Origin of the sequence: Microbacterium sp., from assembly GCF_036277215.1 — a bacterium.
GTDB lineage: Bacteria > Actinomycetota > Actinomycetes > Actinomycetales > Microbacteriaceae > Microbacterium.
In genome coordinates, this window is record NZ_DASUNI010000115.1 from 1 (window position 1) to 21,163 (window position 21,163).

The 21,163-nt window shown below is 68.9% G+C and carries 23 protein-coding genes and 1 pseudogene; 13 read left to right on the top strand and 11 right to left on the bottom strand.

What is annotated here, in order from left to right:
- The first annotated feature begins 293 nt into the window (after positions 1-293).
- The 5 genes from VFX99_RS05875 to VFX99_RS05895 all read left to right on the top strand — a co-directional run bounded on the left by VFX99_RS05875 (position 294) and on the right by VFX99_RS05895 (position 5,829).
- A complete protein-coding gene (locus VFX99_RS05875) occupies positions 294-2,168 on the top strand; it encodes a glycosyltransferase family 2 protein (RefSeq protein ID WP_329665383.1) in 1,875 nt (624 codons plus the stop codon).
- Positions 2,165-2,899, top strand: coding sequence for an HlyD family efflux transporter periplasmic adaptor subunit (locus VFX99_RS05880; protein ID WP_329665384.1), 735 nt, complete (start codon positions 2,165-2,167; stop codon positions 2,897-2,899). The genes VFX99_RS05875 and VFX99_RS05880 overlap by 4 nt, the downstream gene beginning before the upstream one ends.
- Positions 2,899-4,926, top strand: a complete 2,028-nt coding sequence (locus VFX99_RS05885; RefSeq protein ID WP_329665385.1) for a glycosyl hydrolase — start codon at positions 2,899-2,901, stop codon at positions 4,924-4,926. The genes VFX99_RS05880 and VFX99_RS05885 overlap by 1 nt, the downstream gene beginning before the upstream one ends.
- A gap of 56 nt (positions 4,927-4,982) precedes the next feature.
- A complete protein-coding gene (arfB, locus tag VFX99_RS05890) occupies positions 4,983-5,420 on the top strand; it encodes an alternative ribosome rescue aminoacyl-tRNA hydrolase ArfB (protein WP_329665386.1) in 438 nt (145 codons plus the stop codon).
- A 61-nt stretch (positions 5,421-5,481) separates the two neighbouring features.
- Positions 5,482-5,829 carry a hypothetical protein gene (locus VFX99_RS05895; RefSeq protein WP_329665387.1) on the top strand — a complete coding sequence of 116 codons (348 nt, stop codon included), beginning with the start codon at positions 5,482-5,484 and terminating at the stop codon, positions 5,827-5,829.
- Between the two features lie 76 nt (positions 5,830-5,905).
- Here the strand turns inward: VFX99_RS05895 and VFX99_RS05900 are convergent, their stop codons facing one another.
- On the bottom strand, positions 5,906-6,490 hold the full coding sequence (locus tag VFX99_RS05900; RefSeq protein ID WP_329665388.1) for a DUF1016 N-terminal domain-containing protein: 585 nt from the start codon (positions 6,488-6,490) through the stop codon (positions 5,906-5,908).
- A gap of 145 nt (positions 6,491-6,635) precedes the next feature.
- On the opposite strand from VFX99_RS05900, the gene VFX99_RS05905 reads away from it, so the two are divergent.
- The gene (locus VFX99_RS05905) at positions 6,636-7,616 is read left to right on the top strand and encodes an aldo/keto reductase (protein ID WP_329665389.1); all 981 of its coding nucleotides are present in this window, start codon (positions 6,636-6,638) and stop codon (positions 7,614-7,616) included.
- A 13-nt stretch (positions 7,617-7,629) separates the two neighbouring features.
- Here VFX99_RS05905 and VFX99_RS05910 read toward each other — a convergent pair whose 3' ends face one another.
- Together VFX99_RS05910 and VFX99_RS05915 are read right to left on the bottom strand one after the other, a co-directional pair.
- Positions 7,630-7,977: a hypothetical protein gene (locus tag VFX99_RS05910; protein WP_329665390.1), complete on the bottom strand. Its 348-nt coding sequence runs from the start codon at positions 7,975-7,977 to the stop codon at positions 7,630-7,632.
- Between the two features lie 14 nt (positions 7,978-7,991).
- Positions 7,992-8,276, bottom strand: a complete 285-nt coding sequence (locus VFX99_RS05915; RefSeq protein WP_329665391.1) for a GlsB/YeaQ/YmgE family stress response membrane protein — start codon at positions 8,274-8,276, stop codon at positions 7,992-7,994.
- 146 nt (positions 8,277-8,422) lie between these two features.
- Between VFX99_RS05915 and VFX99_RS05920 the strand changes: the two genes are divergently transcribed.
- The gene (locus VFX99_RS05920) at positions 8,423-9,094 is read left to right on the top strand and encodes a response regulator transcription factor (protein WP_329665392.1); all 672 of its coding nucleotides are present in this window, start codon (positions 8,423-8,425) and stop codon (positions 9,092-9,094) included.
- 9 nt (positions 9,095-9,103) lie between these two features.
- On the opposite strand, the gene VFX99_RS05925 is transcribed toward VFX99_RS05920, so the two are convergent.
- Positions 9,104-9,292 carry a hypothetical protein gene (locus VFX99_RS05925; RefSeq protein ID WP_329665393.1) on the bottom strand — a complete coding sequence of 63 codons (189 nt, stop codon included), beginning with the start codon at positions 9,290-9,292 and terminating at the stop codon, positions 9,104-9,106.
- 252 nt (positions 9,293-9,544) lie between these two features.
- Here VFX99_RS05925 and VFX99_RS05930 point away from each other — a divergent pair, with 252 nt between their 5' ends.
- The gene (locus VFX99_RS05930) at positions 9,545-9,895 is read left to right on the top strand and encodes a hypothetical protein (RefSeq protein ID WP_329665394.1); all 351 of its coding nucleotides are present in this window, start codon (positions 9,545-9,547) and stop codon (positions 9,893-9,895) included.
- A 25-nt stretch (positions 9,896-9,920) separates the two neighbouring features.
- Here VFX99_RS05930 and VFX99_RS05935 read toward each other — a convergent pair whose 3' ends face one another.
- Positions 9,921-10,223, bottom strand: a complete 303-nt coding sequence (locus VFX99_RS05935; protein ID WP_329665395.1) for a hypothetical protein — start codon at positions 10,221-10,223, stop codon at positions 9,921-9,923.
- 66 nt (positions 10,224-10,289) lie between these two features.
- Entirely contained in the window at positions 10,290-12,002 is a 1,713-nt protein-coding gene (locus VFX99_RS05940) for an FAD-dependent oxidoreductase (protein WP_329665396.1), read from the bottom strand.
- 139 nt (positions 12,003-12,141) lie between these two features.
- Here VFX99_RS05940 and VFX99_RS05945 point away from each other — a divergent pair, with 139 nt between their 5' ends.
- Positions 12,142-12,900, top strand: coding sequence for a class I SAM-dependent methyltransferase (locus VFX99_RS05945; protein ID WP_329665397.1), 759 nt, complete (start codon positions 12,142-12,144; stop codon positions 12,898-12,900).
- A gap of 6 nt (positions 12,901-12,906) precedes the next feature.
- Here the strand turns inward: VFX99_RS05945 and VFX99_RS05950 are convergent, their stop codons facing one another.
- Positions 12,907-13,929, bottom strand: coding sequence for a serine hydrolase domain-containing protein (locus tag VFX99_RS05950; protein WP_329665398.1), 1,023 nt, complete (start codon positions 13,927-13,929; stop codon positions 12,907-12,909).
- A gap of 107 nt (positions 13,930-14,036) precedes the next feature.
- Between VFX99_RS05950 and VFX99_RS05955 the strand changes: the two genes are divergently transcribed.
- Genes VFX99_RS05955 through VFX99_RS05965 form a run of 3 tightly spaced genes read left to right on the top strand, consistent with a single transcriptional unit; the run spans position 14,037 to position 17,022 of the window.
- A complete protein-coding gene (locus tag VFX99_RS05955) occupies positions 14,037-15,320 on the top strand; it encodes an NAD(P) transhydrogenase subunit alpha (RefSeq protein ID WP_329665399.1) in 1,284 nt (427 codons plus the stop codon).
- On the top strand, positions 15,320-15,646 hold the full coding sequence (locus VFX99_RS05960; RefSeq protein ID WP_329665400.1) for an NAD(P) transhydrogenase subunit alpha: 327 nt from the start codon (positions 15,320-15,322) through the stop codon (positions 15,644-15,646). The genes VFX99_RS05955 and VFX99_RS05960 overlap by 1 nt, the downstream gene beginning before the upstream one ends.
- Entirely contained in the window at positions 15,643-17,022 is a 1,380-nt protein-coding gene (locus VFX99_RS05965) for an NAD(P)(+) transhydrogenase (Re/Si-specific) subunit beta (protein ID WP_329665401.1), read from the top strand. The genes VFX99_RS05960 and VFX99_RS05965 overlap by 4 nt, the downstream gene beginning before the upstream one ends.
- A gap of 37 nt (positions 17,023-17,059) precedes the next feature.
- Here the strand turns inward: VFX99_RS05965 and VFX99_RS05970 are convergent, their stop codons facing one another.
- From VFX99_RS05970 to VFX99_RS05985, 4 genes are all read right to left on the bottom strand, one after another.
- On the bottom strand, positions 17,060-17,920 hold the full coding sequence (locus VFX99_RS05970) for a carbohydrate kinase family protein (protein WP_329665402.1): 861 nt from the start codon (positions 17,918-17,920) through the stop codon (positions 17,060-17,062).
- A gap of 10 nt (positions 17,921-17,930) precedes the next feature.
- Complete coding sequence (locus VFX99_RS05975; protein ID WP_329665403.1) at positions 17,931-18,839, bottom strand: pseudouridine-5'-phosphate glycosidase; 909 nt, start codon at positions 18,837-18,839, stop codon at positions 17,931-17,933.
- Positions 18,840-18,952: 113 nt separating this feature from the next.
- Positions 18,953-19,300, bottom strand: coding sequence for an Lsr2 family protein (locus VFX99_RS05980; RefSeq protein ID WP_329665404.1), 348 nt, complete (start codon positions 19,298-19,300; stop codon positions 18,953-18,955).
- A 208-nt stretch (positions 19,301-19,508) separates the two neighbouring features.
- Positions 19,509-20,033, bottom strand: coding sequence for a methylated-DNA--[protein]-cysteine S-methyltransferase (locus tag VFX99_RS05985; RefSeq protein ID WP_329665405.1), 525 nt, complete (start codon positions 20,031-20,033; stop codon positions 19,509-19,511).
- Between the two features lie 353 nt (positions 20,034-20,386).
- On the opposite strand from VFX99_RS05985, the pseudogene VFX99_RS05990 reads away from it, so the two are divergent.
- Positions 20,387-21,163, top strand: a pseudogene (locus VFX99_RS05990) (AAA family ATPase); the annotation flags it as partial.

A 21,163-nucleotide genomic window follows, 5' to 3' on the forward strand; every position in this document is an offset into this window, starting at 1 on the left:
GGTGTGCCTTCGCGCGTGCGCGCACAGTGTAGCGCCTTTCCGGATGCCCGCCGTCGGTTTCGTGATCTCCCCCTGAGGGCGCACACTCGTTAACAGAGCGTGTGATCATGGCGATCCACATCGGCCTATCCGCTCTGATCCACCGTTCGAGTAATCCGGACCCCACCGCGTAGTGCCGAAGAAGCACCGCGGTAGCGCGAGTCCAGTTGATCCGGACTGCCGCCCCGGCTGCCTCCGTCCCCATTTCCTTTCACGACTCCCGCCGGGTCGTGTCACTCAGAATCCGGAGCTACATGACTCTGCTCAAAGACCGGCTGTACCGCGGCCCCCGCCGCTCCGACGCCGAACCGCTCGCCCAGGCGACGGAGAACAAAGCCGCCCAGTCGCCGACACTCAGCCTGTTCGTCCTCGTCGCCACCGTCGGCGTTCTGGCGTACACACTGTTCCTGTTCAACCCCGACAACCGCGGCGACTGGCTGCCGTACACGCTCGTGATCGTCGCCGAGGTCGTGCTGGTCTCGCAGGCGCTGGTGTCGATGTGGACGATCCTCGCCGGCGGGCAGGACCCGCGGGAGTTCACGTTCCACCACACTCAGGAGCGGCTCTTCGACGGCGACCTGACCGACCGGCAGGGCACTGCGGACAGCCCCGAGCTGTGGCCGATGTTCATCGGCGAGGAGCAGGCCTCGGTCGATGTGTTCATCACGGTGTACGGCGAAGACATCGAGAAGGTTCGCACCACGACCGTGGCGGCTCTGGCGATCCGCGGCGAGCACGAGACGTGGATCCTCGATGACGGCAGGTCGGACGCCGTGCGCGACCTCGCCGCGGAACTGGGCGCCAAGTACATCCGACGGCTGTCGGGCAACGGCGCCAAGGCCGGAAACGTCAATCACGCCCTGTCACTCACGAAGGGGCAGTACTTCGCGATCTTCGACGCCGACTTCGTTCCGAAGCCGGACTTCCTCTACGAGACGATGCCGTTCTTCATCGACGAGCACGTCGCCTTCGTGCAGACGCCGCAGGCGTACGGCAACATGCACAACCTCGTCTCGCGCGGCGCCGGCTTCATGCAGTCCGTCTTCTACCGGTTCATCCAGCCCGGTCGGAACCGTTTCAACGCCGCGTTCTGCGTCGGCACCAATGTGGTCTTCCGCCGCGCCGCGATCGAAGACATCGGCGGCATGAACACCGACTCGAAGTCCGAGGACATGTGGACCTCTCTCGAGCTGCACGAACGCGGTTGGCGGTCGATCTACATTCCCGTCACCCTCGCGATCGGCGACGCTCCCGAGACCGTCGAGGACTACACCAAGCAGCAGATGCGGTGGGCCTCGGGCGGCTTCGAGATCCTCATGCAGCGCAACCCCCTGAGCCCGCGCACCCGGCTGACGCTGGATCAGCGCCTGCAGTACACCGTGACGGCCACGCACTACTTCGCCGGCATCACTCCGTTCCTGCTGCTCATGGTTCCGCCGCTGGAGATCTTCTTCGACCTGCGACCGGTCGACCTGGCGGTGACCCCGCTCACGTGGTTCCTGTTCTACGCCGGGTTCTACGGACTGCAGATGCTGCTGGCGTTCCACACGATGGGCTCGTTCCGCATCGAAACACTGGTCTTGGCGACCGTCTCGTTCCCCATCTACATCGCCGCGCTCGTGAACGTCTTCTCCGGCAAGGAGCAGAAGTGGCATGTGACCGGCAGTCGCGGCAAGCGGTCATCGCCGTTCAACTTCATGATTCCCCAGGTGATGATCTTCGCCTTCCTGTTCCTGACGTCACTCGTCGCGATCAGCAAAGACATCGAGCATCAGAATCTCACCCTGGCCACGGCCTGGAACGTGACCAACACGGTCCTCATCGCGGTGTTCATCGCCGCGGCATTCCGCGAATCGCATCGAGCGAAGGTGTCTGAGCGGCACGCGTTCGTCGCCGCGCCGATGTCGTCCGACTCGTTCGAGATCCCCTCGAGGCCGGCCACGCTTACGTCGCCCACGTCCGCGCCTCCCACCCCGAGGCCGGCCACCTCTTCGCCGGCAACCTCGATGCCCGCCGTTTCAACGCCGGCGACGAGGCGAGCGCGCCGGGCCGCCGGCCTGCATCCCGCCGGCGATCGACCCGCCCGCATCTCCCAACTCGTCCCCTCACACGATCGGCACACCTCATGACTTGGATCAACCGACTGAGACTGATCACCGGCCTCCTGGTCGTCATCGTGATCGTCGCCGCGGCGACGATCATCCTCAATCAGCGCGAGAGCCAAGTGGCCTCGGCATCCGCGTCCATCCAGTCCCTGTCGTACTCGATCGGGTCGGACTATCCGGGCATCGTGGTGGAGCAGAGCGTCGCCCAGGGCGACGAGGTCGTTCAAGGGCAGCCGCTCATGACGATCCAGAGCCCCAACCTGACGCAGGCCCTCAGCAGCACCACGATCACGGTGCCCACCAGCACCGCCTACACCGTCACCGACGAAGGGATGCTGTCGCTGCTGGCGACCGAGAACGGCGTGATCTCGCAGATCGACGCAAGCGTCGGCGGCTTCGTCGGCGTCGGACAGGCTCTTGCGACCATCGACCGCGGCGAAGGCATGTTCGTCAACGCGGAATTCCGTCTCGAGCCCTACAACTTCGCCCGCCTCGAAGAGGGTGCGCGCGTCGAGATCGTGCTGCCCGACCATTCCCGCATCGACGGGCAGGTCACCGACATCCGCGTCACCACGGTGGATGGCCAGGCTGACGCCGACGTCACGATCGCCAGCGACGGTCTGGTCATGGGCGGCGCAGGCGGTCTGATCGCCTCGGGCACGCCGGTCACCGCGATCCTCCACCTGAAGGACGAAGGCCCGCTCGCCGGCGTGAAGAGCGCCTGGCTGGACTTCCTGCAGCAGATCGGAGTCTGATGATCCGTCGCCCGCTCGTCGTCGCCTCCCTGTCCACTGCTCTGCTTCTGACCCTCTGCGCGTGCACGTCCGGCGTGAGCCCCGCCGGCTCGACCGGCGGCGACGCCGTCTTCCCCGACGAGGCCGTGGCCGACACCGTCGCGCAACTCCCTCAGGAGTCGGTCGCTCCGATGCCCGCCAACCGGCTCGCCGAGGGACTCATCCCGCCGACCAACCGCTGGTTCTCGGGCCTGGTGTTCGGGGAGGCTCCCGAGCCGGTGTTCCCCCTGCCGCTGACGTTCAGCCTGACCGACACCGGATTCGCCTTCGGGGTTCCCGTGGTGCAGACCGGTGCCGACACGATCATCACCGGCCCGAGCTCCGACGTGTCGGCGGCGTTCCCGGCGTCCGTCGACTCCACCGTGGTCGCGTACGACGACGCGTCGGTCACGATCGAACTGCGGGATGCCGATGACACGGCTCTCGGCACGGTGACGGTCGCCGAGGGATCACCGATCGTGGCGTTCACCGCGGAGGCGTCGACCACGATCAGCATGGCCACGCCACCGGCGCCGGCGAACGGCGGCGATGTGTTCACCACCGAGGTCGCCGGCCAGCAGTACGGCATGATCAGCGACGGCACGGTGACCGGAAGCGACGTCGCCCTGCAGAAGGGTGACACCGTCACGTGGTTCGCGGTGCCGGAAGGCGCCGATGCCCAAGCGCTCGCGTCCTCGGCGAACGGGGTCACCGGGGTCACCGCCTCCTTCTCCGTCACCGACCAGGATGCGACGACCTCGCTCGCATATGCGACCGCGGATGACCAAGACACCCTCATCGCGGCTCTCCCGCACCAGGTCGCGTCGCTCACGGCGCCCGACGCATGCGATCTCGGCACGTACGAGACGGTCTATGGCACGATGCAGCTCTGCTCCGGACGCGAGCTGAGCTGGACCGCCCCCACGATGCAGCCGTCCGACGCGCTGCCGATCGACGGCCTGGACGACGCCACCAAGGCCGCCCTCCGCACCCAGCTCGCGATCGACGTGCAGCTGCCGGTCGAGCTGCCCGCGGACACGTATTTCGGCGGCAAGGCGCTCTATCGCCTCGCGAACCTGCTTCAGCTCGCCGTTCAGCTGGATGACACCGCGTCCGCGGACATCGTCCGCGCGCGCCTGGTCGAGGAGCTCACCGACTGGACCGACCCCACGCGGTGCGACACCCAGTCGACGAAGTGCTTCGTCTACGACCCGATCGCGAAGGGGCTCGTCGGCAAGGACGCCTCGTTCGGAGCGGCCGAGTTCAACGACCACCACTTCCACTACGGCTACTTCCTGTACGCGGCGAGCATCGCCGTCGCCGACGACCCCGCCCTCATGGATCAGCTGCGCCCGGTGATGGACCTCGTCGCCGCAGAGCTCGGCACTGACTCGGACAGCTCGTTCTTCCCGAGCCACCGCGTCTTCGACGCGTACGCCGGGCACTCGTGGGCATCGGGCTACGTGCCCTTCCGCGACGGCAACAACCAGGAGTCCAGCTCCGAGGCGGTCGCCGCATGGAACGGCCTCGCGCTGTGGGCCGACGTCACCGAGCATGCGGCGCTCGCCGACGGCGCGCGCTGGATGCTCGCCAACGAAGCCGCGACCGCGCAGGCGTACTGGATCGGCTTCGACCGGTCCGAGCCCGTGTACGACGGCTATGCGCACTCGATCGTCGCGCTCAACTGGGGCAGCAAGCGGGACTACTCGACGTGGTTCAGCGCCGAGCCGAACGCGAAGCTCGGCATCCAGCTGCTTCCCATGGCGCCCGCGAACAGTTATCTCGCCGGCGATGCTGAGCGGATCACCGAGAACCTCGCCGAAGCCACGGCCGGCGGATACGGCGTGCAGTTCGGCGACTACCTGCTCATGTACGCGGCGCTGCGAGGCCCCGAGGCCGCGGCGGATGCGTACACGCAGGTGACGGCGGATCCGTCTACCCCGATCGACGATGCGAACTCGAGGGCTTACCTCCTGGCGTTCCTCGCCAGTCACGCGGCTGCGCGGTGATGGTGTCGGCGTAGGCGCACGGTCTGCGACCGAGGCGGCAAGAGGATGATGGCTTCATGGCCACTGCTCACCGTCCCGGTCTGCGGGTCACGGCGGGAATCACGATCCCCGAGTCCGAGCTGTCGTGGCGGTTCTCGCGGTCATCCGGCCCCGGCGGGCAGGGTGTGAACACCGCCGACTCCCGCGTGGAGTTGTCCTGGGATGCCGCCGGCTCGACCGCTCTATCGCCGCTCCAGCGTGAGCGACTCTTGGATCGGCTCAGCGGACGCCTTGTCGGGGGAGTGCTGACGATCGCGGCATCCGAGCATCGCGCGCAGCTGCGCAACCGGAATGCGGCGCGCGCCCGCCTGGCCGCAGTGGTGGCCGACGCGCTGCGGCCGCCCTCGCCGGCGCGCAGACCCACGACTCCGAGTCGGGGTGCGAAGGAGCGGCGCCTGAAAGCGAAGCAGCGGCGCACCGACGTCAAGCGGCTCCGGCGACCGCCCACCGACTGACGCCGTCGCCGACACCTCCGGCCCTTCCGCCGATGGCGGGCCGGTTCTACACTGACGCGGCATGAGGACCATGTGGGGCAAGATCGGGTGGGTCGCGCTGCTGGTCCTGAACGCGATGATGCTCCTCAACCACCTGATCGGCATCGTCGTCATCGCGGCGTCGCCCGACGAGCGGCAGATGTTCGTCGGCTACGCGGCGATGAGTGCGTTCGCCGTGCTGGTGCTCGTCTTCGCATATCGAGATCGACGCAGATGGGCGTGGTGGGCGAGCTGGATCCCGGTGCTCGCCATCGGGGCCGTGTTCTTCATCGGCGGCCTCAGCCCGATCGGCTGGTGGTACGGGGCGACGGCACTCGTGATGGCACTCGCGCAGCTCGCGACCCTGCGCGACTTCTTCCGCACCGCTTAGCCGCGGCCCCGCCGATAGCCATCAATGCTCCTGAGCGGGGCTCCATAACGTGTCGCCGACATCGCCGACCGATGTGTCAGTCAGGTGTGAGCTCGGCACCGACGCCGAGAAACCCCACGGTGTCAGGGTCTCTCATCAGTTCTTGCGCGAGGTCGGAGTCGGACCGCTCCAGCGCGGCAGCGAAGTGGCTGGGCGCCGCGTCGTCGCGTTCATGCAGCCTCGTGTCGATCTGATGAATCAGCTCAGCCCGGCTCCAGGAGTGCTGCACGTCCTTGCCGGCGTACCACTCGCGCAGCGCCTGTTCGTTCAGCTTCTCGAGAAGCTGGACGATATGCGTCCAGGGCAACTGTCCGACCGGCTGCCGGACGATTCCGTTGCGCTCCGGCCACGCGGCGGCGAACGCCCGCATCGAGAGCACATTCGACCGTGAGAGACCGCGCATCGTCGGGAAGTCCGTCTGAAGCTCACTCGCCAGGTTCGTCACCACGCCGGCGCCCCACGCGCTCGTCCTCTCCTTCTCGAGGATGGTGCGTCCGATATGCCAGTACAGCGCGATGAGTTCCGCGTTCGCACGGCGCTGCAGCGTGAACCGTGCTTCATGCACCCGGCGTTCGAGGGCGTCGAGCGTCTCTGTGTAGTCCGTCGGTTCCACTTCGGTCACATCCTCAGCATCCTCCACGAATGGGGTTGGCAATAGTCCAGCAGCCTGCGGGACCATCGCGTAGTGGGATGATCGCGGCATCCTGGCTCCGCGGCTGACCCCAGATTGGAGGATGGGGCTCTCCCGTCGTGTGAGCATGGACACCATGGAATACACACACCTCGGCCGTACCGGCACGTCGGTTTCACGGATCGTGCTGGGCACGATGAACTTCGGCGACCGCACCCCCGAGGAGGAGGCGTTCGCGATCATGGACCGGGCCCTCGAGCTCGGCGTGAACTTCTTCGACACGGCCAACGGGTACGGAGGCTCGGGTGGTCGCGGCGAGACCGAGCGGATCATCGGGCGCTGGTTCGCGGCGCGTCCGGGTGTGCGCGACGACATCGTGCTGGCCACCAAGGTCCATTCGCCGATGGTCGATCCGACATCCGACGGCGATGTGGTGAACGCACGCGGGGCATCCGCATGGCAGGTCCGCCGCGAGGCGATCGGGTCGCTACAGCGACTGCAGACCGACCGGATCGACCTGTACCAGTTCCACCACATCGACCGCCACATCTCCTGGCCCGAGCTGTGGCAGGCGATGGAGGTGCTGGTCGCGCAGGGCACGGTCGTCTACACCGGCAGCTCGAACTTCGCGGCGTGGAACATCGCGCAGGCGAACGAGATCGCGCAGCAACGGAACTTCCTCGGGCTGGTCAGCGAGCAGTCGGTGTACAGCCTGATCCGCCGCTCGATCGAGCTCGAGGTGATCCCGGCCGCCCGCAACTACGGTCTCGGCATCCTGCCCTGGTCTCCGCTGGCGGGCGGCCTGCTCAGCGGAGGATCCGCGCCGGCGAACTCGCGCTCGGCCGAGCTGACCTCCGCCCGCGCGGACAGGGAGGAGCAGCTTCAGTCGTACGAGCGGTTCGCGCAGGAGCGCGGCTGGACACCGTCGGCCCTCGGGCTCGCGTGGCTTCTGCATCAGCCCGGCGTGACCGGTCCGATCGTCGGACCACGCACGGTCGAACAGCTCGAATCGGCGGTCACTGCGCTGGACATCGTCCTCAACGACGACGACCTGCGCGCGCTCGACGAGCTCTTTCCGGGACCGGGCGGTCAGGCGCCAGAGGCATACGCCTGGTAGTCGCAGACGGCGCTCATGCGTTCACGGCGTCGGAACGCTCGCGTAGTGGACGCGCCACAGGTCGGGGTGAGGAATCGAGCGGCTCCTCCACGACTCGGAGTCCCTGGACGGTTTGGGCGCTCAGTTCCAGCGCGGCCACCCACGCCCGGTTGATCCCGATGCGGCACGGCTCCGTGAAGCCGAACCGCAGCGGGATGCCGGGCGAGAACCAGTACGTGGTGCGCGCACACCCGTCCAGGCACGTGAAGCAGAACGTCTCGCCACGACGGAGCTTGTCGATGATGACGATCTGCAGGTGGGCGAGCGTGCGGTCGTCTATCTCGCAGACGTGCTCCGGGTAGCCATAGCTCAGCGTGCCCATGGCCGATTCCCGACTCAGGAACGACGGCGCGTGGTGCTGCGGCGGGTGACGAGGACGTAGATCAGCAGGACGATGATCGCCCCGATGATTGAGCCGATGATGCCGGCCGGCTGGAAGAATCCGTCGGTCGCGTCCTTCTGGAAGAGCAGGTAGCCGAGGAAGCCTCCGACGAACGAGCCGACGATACCGAGCAGGATCGTCATGAGGATGCTCATGCTCTGCTTGCCGGGGATCACGGCACGGGCGATGAATCCGGCGATGAGGCCGATGAGAATGATGCTGATGATGAGGCCGAGCATTGTGGTTCCTCTGTTCGGTCCGCCTGACGGCGGTGACCTTCGACGCGCCAGGTGGCGCGGCGGTCGCCGCGACGAGCGAGGCGACAGTCCGACTGAACCACCCCTCCGGGTGTACCGGCACACCCCTGGGGGTGAAAAGGTGGAGCATGGCTCCGCCCCCCTCGCACCGACCTGTCACCGTCGCCCTCGTCGACGACTACGACGTCGTCCTGAAGGGGTTGGCCCGCCTGCTCGACGACTATCCCGATCGGGTCGTCGTGGCCGAGATCGACGCGAACGCGCCGGTGGACGACGCGGTGGACGTCGTCCTCTACGACTCCTTCGCGCAACCCGAATCAGATCACGACCAGATCGCCGAGCTGATCAGCAACCCGCGCGCGCGGCACGTCGTCGTCTACACCTGGAATCTGCAGTCCGAACTCATCGAGGCGGCGCGCCGCCAGGGTGTGCACGGCTACCTGTCCAAGACGCTCACCGCTCCCGAACTCGTTGCAGCGATCGAAGCCGTTCACGCGGGCGAGATCGTGATCAGCGACTCGCGCTTGCGAGCACCGAGCGCGCCCGGGCTGGACTGGCCGGGCAGGCTGCAGGGCATCACCGATCGTGAATCGGAGATCCTCGCGCTGATCACTCAGGGAATGAGCAATGCGGACGTGGCACGCCTCACCTATCTCAGCCCCAACACAGTGAAGTCCTACATCCGCTCCGTCTACCGGAAGATCGGTGCGACCAGTCGTACGCAGGCGGTTCTATACGGCATCCGCAACGGATTCGAGCCCGACACCCATCGGATCGACCACTGGCGGGGAGGCCCCTGAGGTCAGGCGTCACCCACCATCGGGTACGGGCGGGTCGCCGGGCGCGGTCTCCTTGTTGGCGTCGCCCGGATCCAGACCGAGGAAGTCGTGGTCGGGGAGACCGACGTCATCGGTCTGCTCCGCCATCTCGTACACCTTCGGAACCTCCGCGGTGGCGTCCTCGGTCTGATCGCGATCAGGATCTCTGGTATCCGACATCGGCTTTCCTTCCGCTCGGGATATCCACCGTAAGCACGCTGAGCTGCGCCGGCGGAGGGATTGACCCGCCCGGCGGGGCGGCGTAAATTGCCGCGGCGCCGGCGACCACCTGGCAGCGGCAGCCGCGGAGCGCCACAATACGAGTGGAACGTTGACGCGTCGCGCTGGGGGCGACTCGACTTGGTGGTGCTCTCCGACCTGGCTCGCCGACGAACCTTTTTCTGGAGCTGGGCCAGACGGAGGGAAATAGACATGCCCATCGACGACGCGACCCGTGAGGGCGGTGACGAGATCGTCGTGCGCATGTGGCGCGGGGTGGTCCGCACCGAAGACCAAGACGATTACGTGGATTACATCGAGCGCACCGGCATGCGCGCGTACCGATCCACACCCGGAAATCTCAATGCGTGGATGCTCGCGCGTGACATCGGGAACGGGCTCACCGAGATCCTCACCGTGTCGCGGTGGGAGACGATGAACGCGATCAAGGGCTTCGCCGGCGAGGACGTCGAGCGGGCGGTGTTCTACCCCGAGGACGATCGATACCTCGTCGAGCGCGACGTGACCGTTCGCCACTACAGCCAGGTGGGGCGAGCCGACTGATCGTCATCGCGCGCGACGCACCCGCTCAGCGGGCCAGTGCGTCCCAGTTCACGTCGATCATCCGCGGCCGCTTGCGCGAGATGCGTGCGCGCAGCACCATGCCGGCCTCGGGCCAGTAGCGGCGGTCCAGAACGACTTCGGTCGACAGCGGTTCGGGATCCAAGTCCGGCGCCTCGAGCATCAGCTCCATCCGGCACGCCTGGTAGCGGGATCGCCCTCGCGGTTCCGACAGCGAGACGATCCGGATGGTGCCGCGGATCGCGTCGGCCATCGGTGAGTGGGTGAGTCGCTCGAGTGCCTCCGCGGCATCCTCTTCCCAGTCCTCCATGCACCGAGGCTATCGGTCGGCTTCTCGCCAGCCCGCGGGGTCAGTGCCGCTCCAACGGCGGATCCGTCAGCCGCCGGCGTACCGCCCGAGGTGCGCGTGGACCGCCGAGATCGCGACGGACCCCTCGCCCACGGCCGAGGCGACCCGTTTCACCGAGCCGCGCCGCACATCGCCGACCGCGAAGAACCCCGGGACGGACGACTCGAACTGCGTCGGGCCGGCATCCTCCGCCCCCCGCCACGCCCGCCGGCCTCCCTCCGAGAGGACGTCCGCCCCCGTCATCACCGACCCCCAGCGATCCCGCAGGACCTCGGGGGCCAGCCACTCGGTGTGCGGGCGCGCACCGATCGTGATGAAGACGGCATCCGCCGGCACTTCGAGCCGTTCGCCCGAGTCGGTGCGCTCGAGCACGACGTGGTCGAGCCGGTCCGACTCGTGGGCGCCCGCGTCCACCACGCGCGTCTGGGTGATGAGGCCCACACCGGCGGCATCCAGCTGGTCGATCAGGTACTGCGACATGCTGTCGGCGAGCGACGGCCCTCGGACGACCAGCGAGACCGACCGCGCGTAGCGAGCGAGATGCAGCGCCGCCTGCCCCGCGGAGTTGCCGCCGCCGACCACGAGCACGTCCCGTCCGGTCTGCGCGCGAGCCTCCACCGACGAGGCGCCGTAGAACACGGATGCCCCCACGAACGGTCGCAGGCCCGGCGCGGCCAGCCGGCGGTAGCTCACACCGCTCGCGAGGACGACCGACCGCGCGCGGACGACCTCGCCACCGTCGACGTGAAGTTCGAAGCCTCCATCCGAGACATCCATGCCGACTACACGGCGCGTGTGCGCGAACCGCGCACCGAAGGTCCAGGCCTGCTGATACGCCCGCTGCGCGAGTTCCGCGCCTGAAACGCCCCGCGAGAATCCGAGGTAGTTGCGGATCAGCGAGCTCGATCCGGCCTGCCCGCCGATCGACGCGGCTTCGAGCACCACGGTGTCAAGACCCTCGGATGCCGCGTACACCGCCGCGGCGAGACCTCCCGGTCCGGCTCCCACGATCGCGACGTCGCAGACGCCCTCGGGCAGCGACGTGTCCAGGCCGTACGCTCGGGCGAGCTGCGCATCGTCGGGATCCACCAGCAGCTGCCCGTCGGTCGTGCGCACCAGCGGGGCGCCCTCGTAGTCGACGTTCGCGTCCGCCATCAGCGCCAGCGCCTCGGGGGATTCGGGATCGAGGTGCTCCGCGTGGATTCCGCCGCGCTCCATGAGCGTGTGGACTTCGTGCGTGCGGGGCTGGGCGAAGTCGCCGATCACGGTGAAGCCTCGCAGCCGCTTGCCGCTGGAGAACTCCCACTCGTGGAGGAAGTCGGTGATGGCCCGGTGGAACGACTCGTCGGCCTTGTCCACCGGCCGCACCACGTAATAGTCGATCTGCACGCGCGACATCAGTTCGAGCACCGCGTTGCGGGTGTCTCGATTCGCCCACGACCCCCACTCGATCACGAGGCCGCGTCGGACGTTGGGGAAGCTGCGGCGCGCGGCGGCGAAGACGTTCTCGTGATCCTCCGCGGGGGACGCGTCGTCCGACAGCACGAGCGCCAGGTCTCCGCCCGAGGCGTGCAGCTCCTCGATCGCCGCCGCGGCACGGACAGGGGTCGCGGCGTCGATGATGCGATAGTCCAGCGCGTATCGGCGGTTCAGCGGGCGGACGAGCACTCCGCGCAGCCGGTCGTCCGCGGACACGACGAGGATCGCAGGCGGGCGAGGCACCGGTGCTTCAGCGTCCATTCGTTCGTCTCCATCGCGCCCGGCGAACCCCTCCACCGGCACGCCGTGAGTGTACCGCCTGGCGTTCGCAGGCGCCCAGGGGCGCCGCGCCGGTCCGCCGCCCGTGCCCCCCGTCGGGCGGCCTCGCTAGAATCCGGGCATGTCGTTTTCTGTGGCGGCGACGGCGTACGACCGGTTCATGGGCAGGTTCTCCCGTCCTCTGTCGACCGAGTTCGCCGGGTGGCTCGATCTGCGCGACGGGCAGGCGGCGCTCGACGTCGGCTGCGGCCCGGGCGCGCTCACCGAGGTTCTGGCCGACCGGCTGGGGGCGGCATCCGTCACCGGAGTGGATCCTTCTGCGCCGTTCGTCGACGCCGCCCGCGAGCGGCTTCCCGGTGTGCGCGTGCTTCAGGCGTCGGGCGAATCGCTGCCGTTCGACGACGGCGTCTTCGACCGCACCGTCGCTCAGCTGGTCGTCCACTTTCTGGCCGACCCGCCGGCCGCCCTGCGCGAGATGCATCGCGTCACCCGCGAGCGGGGCGTGATCGCGGTGAACGTGTGGGACTTCGCGGGCGGCCGGGCCCCGCAGTCGATGTTCTTCGCCGCGCTGCTCTCCGTCGTTCCGGATGCCGACGACGAGGTGGGCCGCACGGGTGCGCGAAAGGGCGAGCTTGTGACGCTGCTGCAGGACGCCGGATGCCGGGACGTCGAGGAGGCGGAGCTGGCCGTGACGGTGACCTCGCCGTCGTTCGACGACTGGTGGGAGCCCTACACGCTCGGGGTCGGCCCGGCGGGGGCACAGCTCGCGAAACTCGGCGAAGACGCCCGCGCCGACGTGAGGGCGCGCTGCCGCGAACTGCTCGGGGACGGTCCGATCCGCACCGCGGCGACGGCGTGGGCGGCGAAAGGCACCCGCTGACGCGGTCTACGCGACGCCCGCCAGGGCGTACACGAGCGGCCACGCGCCTTCGGAGCTGTTGCCGAGGATGCTCACCGTGGTCGCCGTCCGCGGGTCGTGCGTCGAGCGGAACGAGACGCCCGCGTCATAGCCCTCCATGATCAGCTGCGGACCGGTCGCATCCAGCCACAGCCCCAGGCCGTATCGCAGGCCCTCGTCGGGCACGTCGAACCGCGGACGCGTCATCATGTCCACGGTGTCCTCCCTCACGATCCGGCCGGCGAGCAGGGCGCGCCAGAACAGGTGCAGATCGTCTGCCGAGGAGTAGATGCCGCCGTCGCCATTGCCGCGCACGGGCAGGTGGAGCACGTTCGTCCGGTCGCCCTCGCCGAACAGGTAGCCGAGCGCGGCGTCGCCGGGCAGTTCATCCAAGCGCAGGAACGAAGTCTGCTGCAGCCCCGCCCGCCCGCACACCTCTTCCTCGACCAGATCGTGGAATTCGCGGCCGCTGACGCGCTCGGCGATCAGGGCGAGCACGATGTAGCCGCCGTTGCAGTACGCGAAACGGGCGCCCGGCGCGAACGCCTGCGGGTACCCGTCGACGACCGGCACGAACGCCTCGGTCTCGGCGAGCAGGTGCACCGGGACGGGAAGCACGTAGTCCGCCGCATCCCAATCCGCCTCCTCGTCGAGGTAGTCGCCGATCCCGGACGTGTGCGTCAGCAGCTGCTCGACCGTCACCTGGTCGTCGATCAGCGGCAGGTCGGTCCCGAGGATGCTACGCGCCGGGGTGTCGAGGGCCAGCACACCCTCCTCGACCAGCCTGAGCACCGCGAGCGCGGTGAACGTCTTGCTTCCGCTGGCGATCGCGAACCTGGTCCGCACGGTGTTGGGCACTCTCAGTGCCCGGTGCGCGTAGCCGTCGCAGCGCTCGTACCGGCGCTCATCGCCGACGTCGACGGTGACGACCCCGGTGAACGTCTTCTTCTCGGCAGCGGCATCCAGAGCGGCCTGGTCGATGGCGATGTCGTCCGGACGGTCCCTGTCCATGCGCGAAGCCTACGCCCGGGCCGCATGCCGACCTGCGGGCGTTCGGCTGCACGGATACGATTCCGGAAGGACCGTGACAGGGCTGTCGCGGCGGGAGTGAGGATGCAGTGACGATCCATGTGCGCGTCCGCGCCGAGAGCTCGCCCGGCGAGAAGCGCGTCGCGGCGACGCCGGACAGCGTGAAGAAGCTGCTGGCGGCAGGAGCGACCGTCGAGGTCGAGTCCGGCGCGGGTCTCGGATCTCTCATCACGGATGCCGCCTACGAAGCGGCCGGAGCGCGCATCGTCGATCGCGACCAGGCCCGGAGTCCCGGCATCCTGTTCCACGTCCGCCCACTGACCCCGGGTGAGATCGCCGCACTCCCCGCCGGAACCGTGACGATCGGCACGCTCGACGCCTTCCAGAATCCGGCGGCGGTCGCGGCCGCCCGCGACGCGAACGTGACGTCGTTCGCCCTGGACCTCCTCCCGCGCATCTCGCGCGCGCAGTCGATGGACGTGCTGTCGTCGCAGGCGCTGCTGGCCGGCTACCGCCTCGTGACGCTCGCGGCCGACGCGTTCGGGCGGATGTTCGGCATGACGATGACGGCTGCCGGAACGCTTGCGCCGGCCCGCGTGCTCGTCCTCGGCGCGGGAGTGGCCGGGCTCCAGGCGATCGCGACGGCGAAGCGGCTCGGCGGAGTGGTGTCGGCCAACGACGTGCGCGCGGCATCCGCCGACGAAGTCCGCTCGGTCGGCGGCACGTTCATCGATCTCGACCTCGGGACCGCCGAGGCCGGCGGCGGGTACGCCAAAGAGCTCGCCGAGGACCGCGCGCGCCGGCAGCAGGAGCTGCTCGCGCCGCACATCGCGGCATCCGACATCGTGATCACGACAGCGGCGGTGCCCGGGCGCACCGCGCCGCGCCTCGTGACGGCGGACATGGTCGCGGCGATGAAACCGGGGTCGGTCCTCGTCGACCTCGCCGCCGAGTCGGGCGGCAACATCGAGGGGTCGGTTCCGGGTGAGCGTCGCTCACTTCCGGTGGCGGGCGGAGCGGTGACCCTCATCGGTGCGCGCGACATCCAGTCCGACCTCGCACCGGATGCCTCCAAGCTGTACGCCATGAACTGCGCGAACTTCGCCGCACTGATCGTGAAAGGCGGAGAACTCGTGCTCGATTTCGACGACGAACTCCTCTCGGGCAGCGTCGTGGCACGCGACGGCGCCATCGTGACCGAACGGGTCGCGGCCACGGTCGAGGTTGGGCTCGCGTCAGCGAGCCGAGGGTCCGGGGCGGAGCCCCAGAAAGAGCCTGCGTCAGCCGGCCGGGGGTCTGGGGCGGAGCCCCAGAAAGAGCCTGCGTCGGCGAGCCGGGGGTCCGGGGCGGAGCCCCAGAAAGAGCCTGCCTGATGGACGGCTTCGCCCTGATCACCATCACGATCCTCGCCGTGTTCCTCGGCTTCGAGGTCGTCTCGAAGGTGTCGAGCACCCTCCACACGCCCTTGATGTCGGAGGCGAACGCCATCCACGGCATCATCCTGCTCGGCGCGATCCTCGTCGCGGGGCAGGCCGAAGACCCGATCGCGCTGGCACTGTCGATCCTCGCCGTGCTGCTCGCGACCATCAACGTCGTCGGCGGGTTCGTCGTCACCGACCGGATGCTGCTGATGTTCCGGGCGAAACCGCGCGCGGCCGCGGCCCGGAAGGCCGACGCCGAGACGGAGGTCGGCGCATGAAGCTCCTGCCTCCCGAGGTCGTAACCGTCTGCTACATCCTGGCCGCGGTCATGTTCATCCTCGCTCTGAAGGGTCTGAGCAATCCGCGGATCGCGCGGCGGGCGAACCTGCTCGGGGCTGCCGGGGCCGCGCTGGCGATCCTCGCCTTCGGACTCGGCACCGAGCTGCGCAACCTCGGGTGGATCCTCGCCGCGATCGCCGTGGGCTCGGTGATCGCTGTGATCGCCGCGAGGCGCGTGCAGATGACGCAGATGCCCCAGCTCGTCGCCGTGTTCAACGGCGTCGGCGGCGGAGCTGCGGCCCTCGTCGCGCTCGTCGAGATCGCGCACGCCGAGAACCCCTGGACCCTCGGCGTCGTGGCGTTCACGGTACTCATCGGCGGCGTCTCGCTCACCGGCTCGTTCGTCACCTTCGGAAAGCTGCAGGGCATCATCACCACCCGGGCCGTCACCTTCCCGGGCCTGCGGGTGCTCATGGTGGCACTGGTACTCGCGGCGATCGCCGCCGGCGCGGCGCTGGTCGTGACGGGCGACGCACTGTACGCGTACCTGCTCCTGGCGGCCGGGCTGCTTCTGGGCGTGCTGCTCGTCCTGCCGATCGGGGGCGCCGACGTGCCGATCGTGATCTCACTGCTCAACGCGTTCACCGGGCTCGCGGTCGCCGCATCCGGTCTGGTCCTGTCGAACGTCCTGCTGCTGATCGCCGGCACTCTGGTCGGCGCGAGCGGCACGATCCTCACGATGGCCATGGCGAAGGCGATGGGTCGCACCGTCGCGGGCATCGTGTTCGGCGCATTCCGCGCGCACGTCGCCGGCAGCTCCGCGGCGGCCGCCAGCGATCGGCCGGTCCGCACGATGGAGGCCGACGACGTCGCGATCCTCCTCGACTATGCGCAGCGGGTCGTCATCGTGCCCGGATACGGGCTCGCCGTCGCCGGCGCGCATCACGCTGCGGCGGAGCTGGCCGAGATCCTGCGCGACGGCGGCGTCGACGTGGTCTTCGGCATCCATCCGGTCGCCGGCCGCATGCCGGGACACATGAACGTGCTCCTCGCCGAGGCCAACGTCCCGTACGACGCGCTGATCGAGATGGACGAGGTCAACCCGCGCTTCAAGACGACCGACCTCGTACTGGTGATCGGAGCCAACGACGTCGTCAACCCGGCGGCGAAGACCTCTCCCGGCTCACCCATCTACGGGATGCCGATCCTCACCGTCGCCGACGCGCAGCAGGTGGTCTTCCTCAAGCGCTCCCTCAACCCGGGATTCGCGGGCATCGAGAACGAGCTGTTCTACGACCCGAAGGTATCGATCGTCCTGGGCGACGCGAAGCAGACACTGACGAAGGTGCTGTCGTCGGTGAAATCGACCGCATGACGCCGGCGGTTCGGTCGTGGACGGCAGGGCATCGCCGTTAGGCGGGTCGCCCGCCCACGAGCCCGACCGCGCGCGCCGCGACCTCGGCGCCGTTCCGCGCCGCGGCGACGGAATTCCGGTCGCGCAGCCAGCGGGCGAGGAATCCCGCGCAGAACGCGTCGCCCGCGCCCGTCGGGTCGAGGACGACCGGAGCGCTCACCGCCGGCACGTGCTCGCCGTCGACGAGCACTCCGTCGGCGCCGAGCGTCAGTACGAGCGTTCCGGCGTCGACGCGCGCAGCCATCTCGGCCGGATCGGGAGTGCCGGTCAGCGCGGCACCCTCGGCGAGGCTCGCGAACAGCACGTCGGCGCCCGCGATGACCTCGCCGAACCTCGCGGTGCCCAGGGCGTCGATGTAGGCGACCGAACCGGGGCTGACCGACACGGTCGCGCCCGCGCTCTTGGCGCGCCGGAGGAAGTCGGCGAACGCGGCGCCGTCGGATGCCGCCATCGAATGCCCTGTGAGATGCACGTGCGCGCGCAGCAGCTCGTCGGGGATCGCCGCGAAGTCCAGGTCGGCGTTCGCCCCGCGGTCGGTGAGCATCGACCGGTCCGCTCCCTGCACGAGCACGATGATCGCGCCCGTGGGGGTGTCGACGGGCTGCAGCCGCGCATCGACGCCGGGGAGCAGAGCCACGTGTCGATCGACGTCGGCGACGTTCACCGCGCCGACGAAGGTCACGTCCGCTCCGAGTGCCGCGAGCCACGCCGCCGTGTTGGCCGCGGAGCCGCCGGGCACGCGACGGATCACGCTGACGGTGTCGGTGTCGGGCTGGATGGGCCCGGACGGGATCACAACGGTGTCGTCGATCACGTCGCCGACCACCAGGATGCTGCCGGGTCGGAGGCGCAGGCTCATGCGACGGAGCTCATCGCAGCGCCGCCCAGGCGGTGGCGATCTCGCCGGCGACGCGGACGTTGTTGCGCGCCAGATCGAGGTTGACCTCGAGGCTGCGACCCTCCGACAGCTCGACGATCCGCAGGAGGAGGAACGGCGTCACGGCCTTGCCGGTGATCCGGGCGGCGTCGGCTTCGGCGAGCGCCTGCGCGAGGACGCGATTGTGCTCCTCGGCGTCCCACGCCTGATCGGCCGGCACCGGGTTGGCCACGACGATGCCCTGCCGGCTGCCGAGCGCGTCCTGCGCGCGCATGATGGCGGCAACCTCGGCCGCGGCATCCACAGACCAGTCGAGCGTGAATTCGCTCTCGCGCAGCCAGAAGCTCGGGAACACGCGCGTTCGGTAGCCCACGACGGGCACACTCAGCGTCTCGAGGCGCTCGAGGGTGGCCGCGATGTCGAGCACGGATTTCACGCCGGCGCTCACCACCGTGATGGGCGTGGTCGCGAGCGTGGTCAGGTCGGCTGATTCGTCGAACGTGTCTGATGCCGCACGGTGCACGCCGCCCAGACCGCCGGTCGCGAACACACGGATGCCCGCGAGCGATGCGAGGTAGGAGGTCGCAGCGACCGTCGTGGCGGCGCTGGATCCGGCGGCCTGGATGATCGGAAGGTCACGGACGCTGGCCTTGGCGAGCTCCTCATCGGCGATGCGGCGCAGATCGCCGTCGTAGAGTCCGATGCGCGGCACCCCGTCGAGCACGGCGATGGTCGCGGGCGTGACGCCCTGCTCGCGGAGGATGCCCTCGAACTCGCGGGCCGCCTCGAGGTTGCGTGGGCGGGGGAGCCCGTGCGAGATGATGGTCGACTCGAGTGCGACGACGGGATCACGGCGTTCGAGGGCGGCGGCAACCTCTTCAGCGACGACGAATGCAGGCATGCAGATCATCCTCGCATCGGCGGCTCGCCGAGCCGACCACGCATTCGGCTGTCACGAATCGTCGCTGTGCGACGCAATGGCGACCGATCGTGACAGGTGACGCGACGCGAAGGTCAGTGCGATGCCTCGTACGCCTCGATGACGGATGCCGGCACCCGACCGCGTTCCGAGACCTCGTAGCCGTTGTCCTTCGCCCAGGCGCGGACCGCACTGTAGTCCTGCTGTCCGGGCCGACGTCGCTTGCGCGACGGTTCGGATGACGCTCCGCGCGAGGAGGAGATCGAACGCGCCGCCGAAGCGTAACGCGCGATCGCGTTGCGCAGCGCCGTGGCGTTCTCTTCGGTGAGGTCGATCTCGTAGGCGACGCCGTCGAGGGAGAAGTGAACGGTCTCTCCGGCGCCCGCATCGAGAATGGTGCCGTCGAGGTCGTCGACGAGTTGATGAACAATTCTTCGGGCCATGGATGGCACAATACGCCCGATTGTCGCCATGCACTATTGGGCGACTATTACCCAGCCCGCACGAGAGCGACGACATTATGCCGGCAATTCGCACCCGGATGTGCATCGCGCGACCGCGGAAAGGGCGCTCTCGGCGTGCGAATTCTCCCGGCACAAAGTGCGCGGCCCCGGGGCGACGGAATCCCGGGACCGCGCGGCCGCGAGCGGCCTACTCGCTCGCGGCCTGCTCGAGGTCGAGCAGGAACACCTTGTCTTCGGGATGGCCGCCGTATTCGCCGATCGAGCCGTCCGCCCGCACCACGCGATGCACCGGCACGACGATGGAGAAGGGGGTCGTGGCGCATGCGGTGCCGACCGCGCGTGCCGCGCGTGCGCTTCCGGCGTTCGCGGCCACTTCGCCGTACCCCGCCATTTCGCCGTACGGGATCTCGCGAATGGTCTCGAGTGCGGTGCGGGTGAAGCCGCGCACCAGGCGCCAGTCGAGCGGGAGATCGAATTCGCGCCGCTTTCCGGCGAAGTACTCGTCCAGCTGGCGCGCCGCCTCGATCGCCACGGGATCGTCGTCGGCATGGTCGAGCTCGCCGCGCAGCACGCGGGACAGCCGTTCGATCTCGTTCTCGAGCGGATCGCGCAGCGGGTGCAGTGTGACGATCCCCTCGTCGGTCACGACGATCAGCACGTCGCCGAGGGGGGAGGGGTGCAGGAGGAAGCGGCCGTGCAGCGGAGCGGTCATGCGGCCCATCATTCCGCGTACGCCGAGCGCGGCATCCGTCGGGTTATGGACTGGGGACGAAAGCTCGTCGCGGTCTGCTGGGGAGGAGCCGTGGACGCCCCCGAAAGGGTGCGACGGAGGGGCAATGCTCGCTCGATCGCTGCGGGATGATCCCGCCGACGTGAAACGGTCCTGATCAGATGGCGTGTCGTCCAATCCGGCGAAACTCGGGAAGGCTGCCCAGGGCATCGGCCGGGGCCGCTTAGGGTGGCCGTGTGTGGCGAGCTGAAGGCAGCGCCGTAATCGGTGCAGAGGAAGACGCGCCGTCCGTGACCCCGGGCGATCTCGGTCTGTCGGAACCGGGAGTGACCGTGATGCACGTCGCCGAGCCGGAGCGAGACCGGCTGAGAGCGCTCGCCGCTGAACTCGGCGGTTCCTCGACCCTGCTGCACTACGACGACGCCAGCGGCGCGGGCATCGAGATCACCCAGGCGCACCCGGGCAGCCTTCCACAATTCATCACCGGGCGCTCGACGCTCCTGTCCAACCTGTTCCGCGACGAGGTCGCGCTGCGCAACGCGCGGCTGGCCGCCGAGCGGATCACCGCCAAGAACGTCGAGATGCGCACCGCCCGCGGCATCGAGACGGTGAACCTCGCTGTGGGCCTGGCCTCGTGGCGGATCGGCGGCCTGGCGTGCACCGCGCCGGTGCTTCTGCGCCCGCTCGGCATCCGTCGTCATCACTCGGACTTCGAGCTGAAGCTGCACGGCACCTTCACCGTCAACCCCGAGTTCGTCCGCGCCGCGCGCACCCACTTCGGGATCGACCTGAACGGCGCAGGACTCGCGGCCCTCGCGTACGACGACGGCGTGTTCAAGCCCCAGCCCGTGATCGACCATCTGCGTGCGCTGACGGCGTCGATCGACTCGTTCACCGTCCTGCCGCGACTCGTGGTGTCGACCTTCGCCGACGTCGGTGCCGCAATGGCGAGGGATGCCGTCGACCTCGACCATCCGGTGCTGAATGCGCTCGCCGGCCACGTGGACGACCGCGCGGCGATGACCGTTCGACGCGAAAAGCCGAAGGTCGCGAGCCCCGACGAGCGTGCGCCCGCATCGGACACGCTGCTCCTGGATGCGGATGCCGAGCAG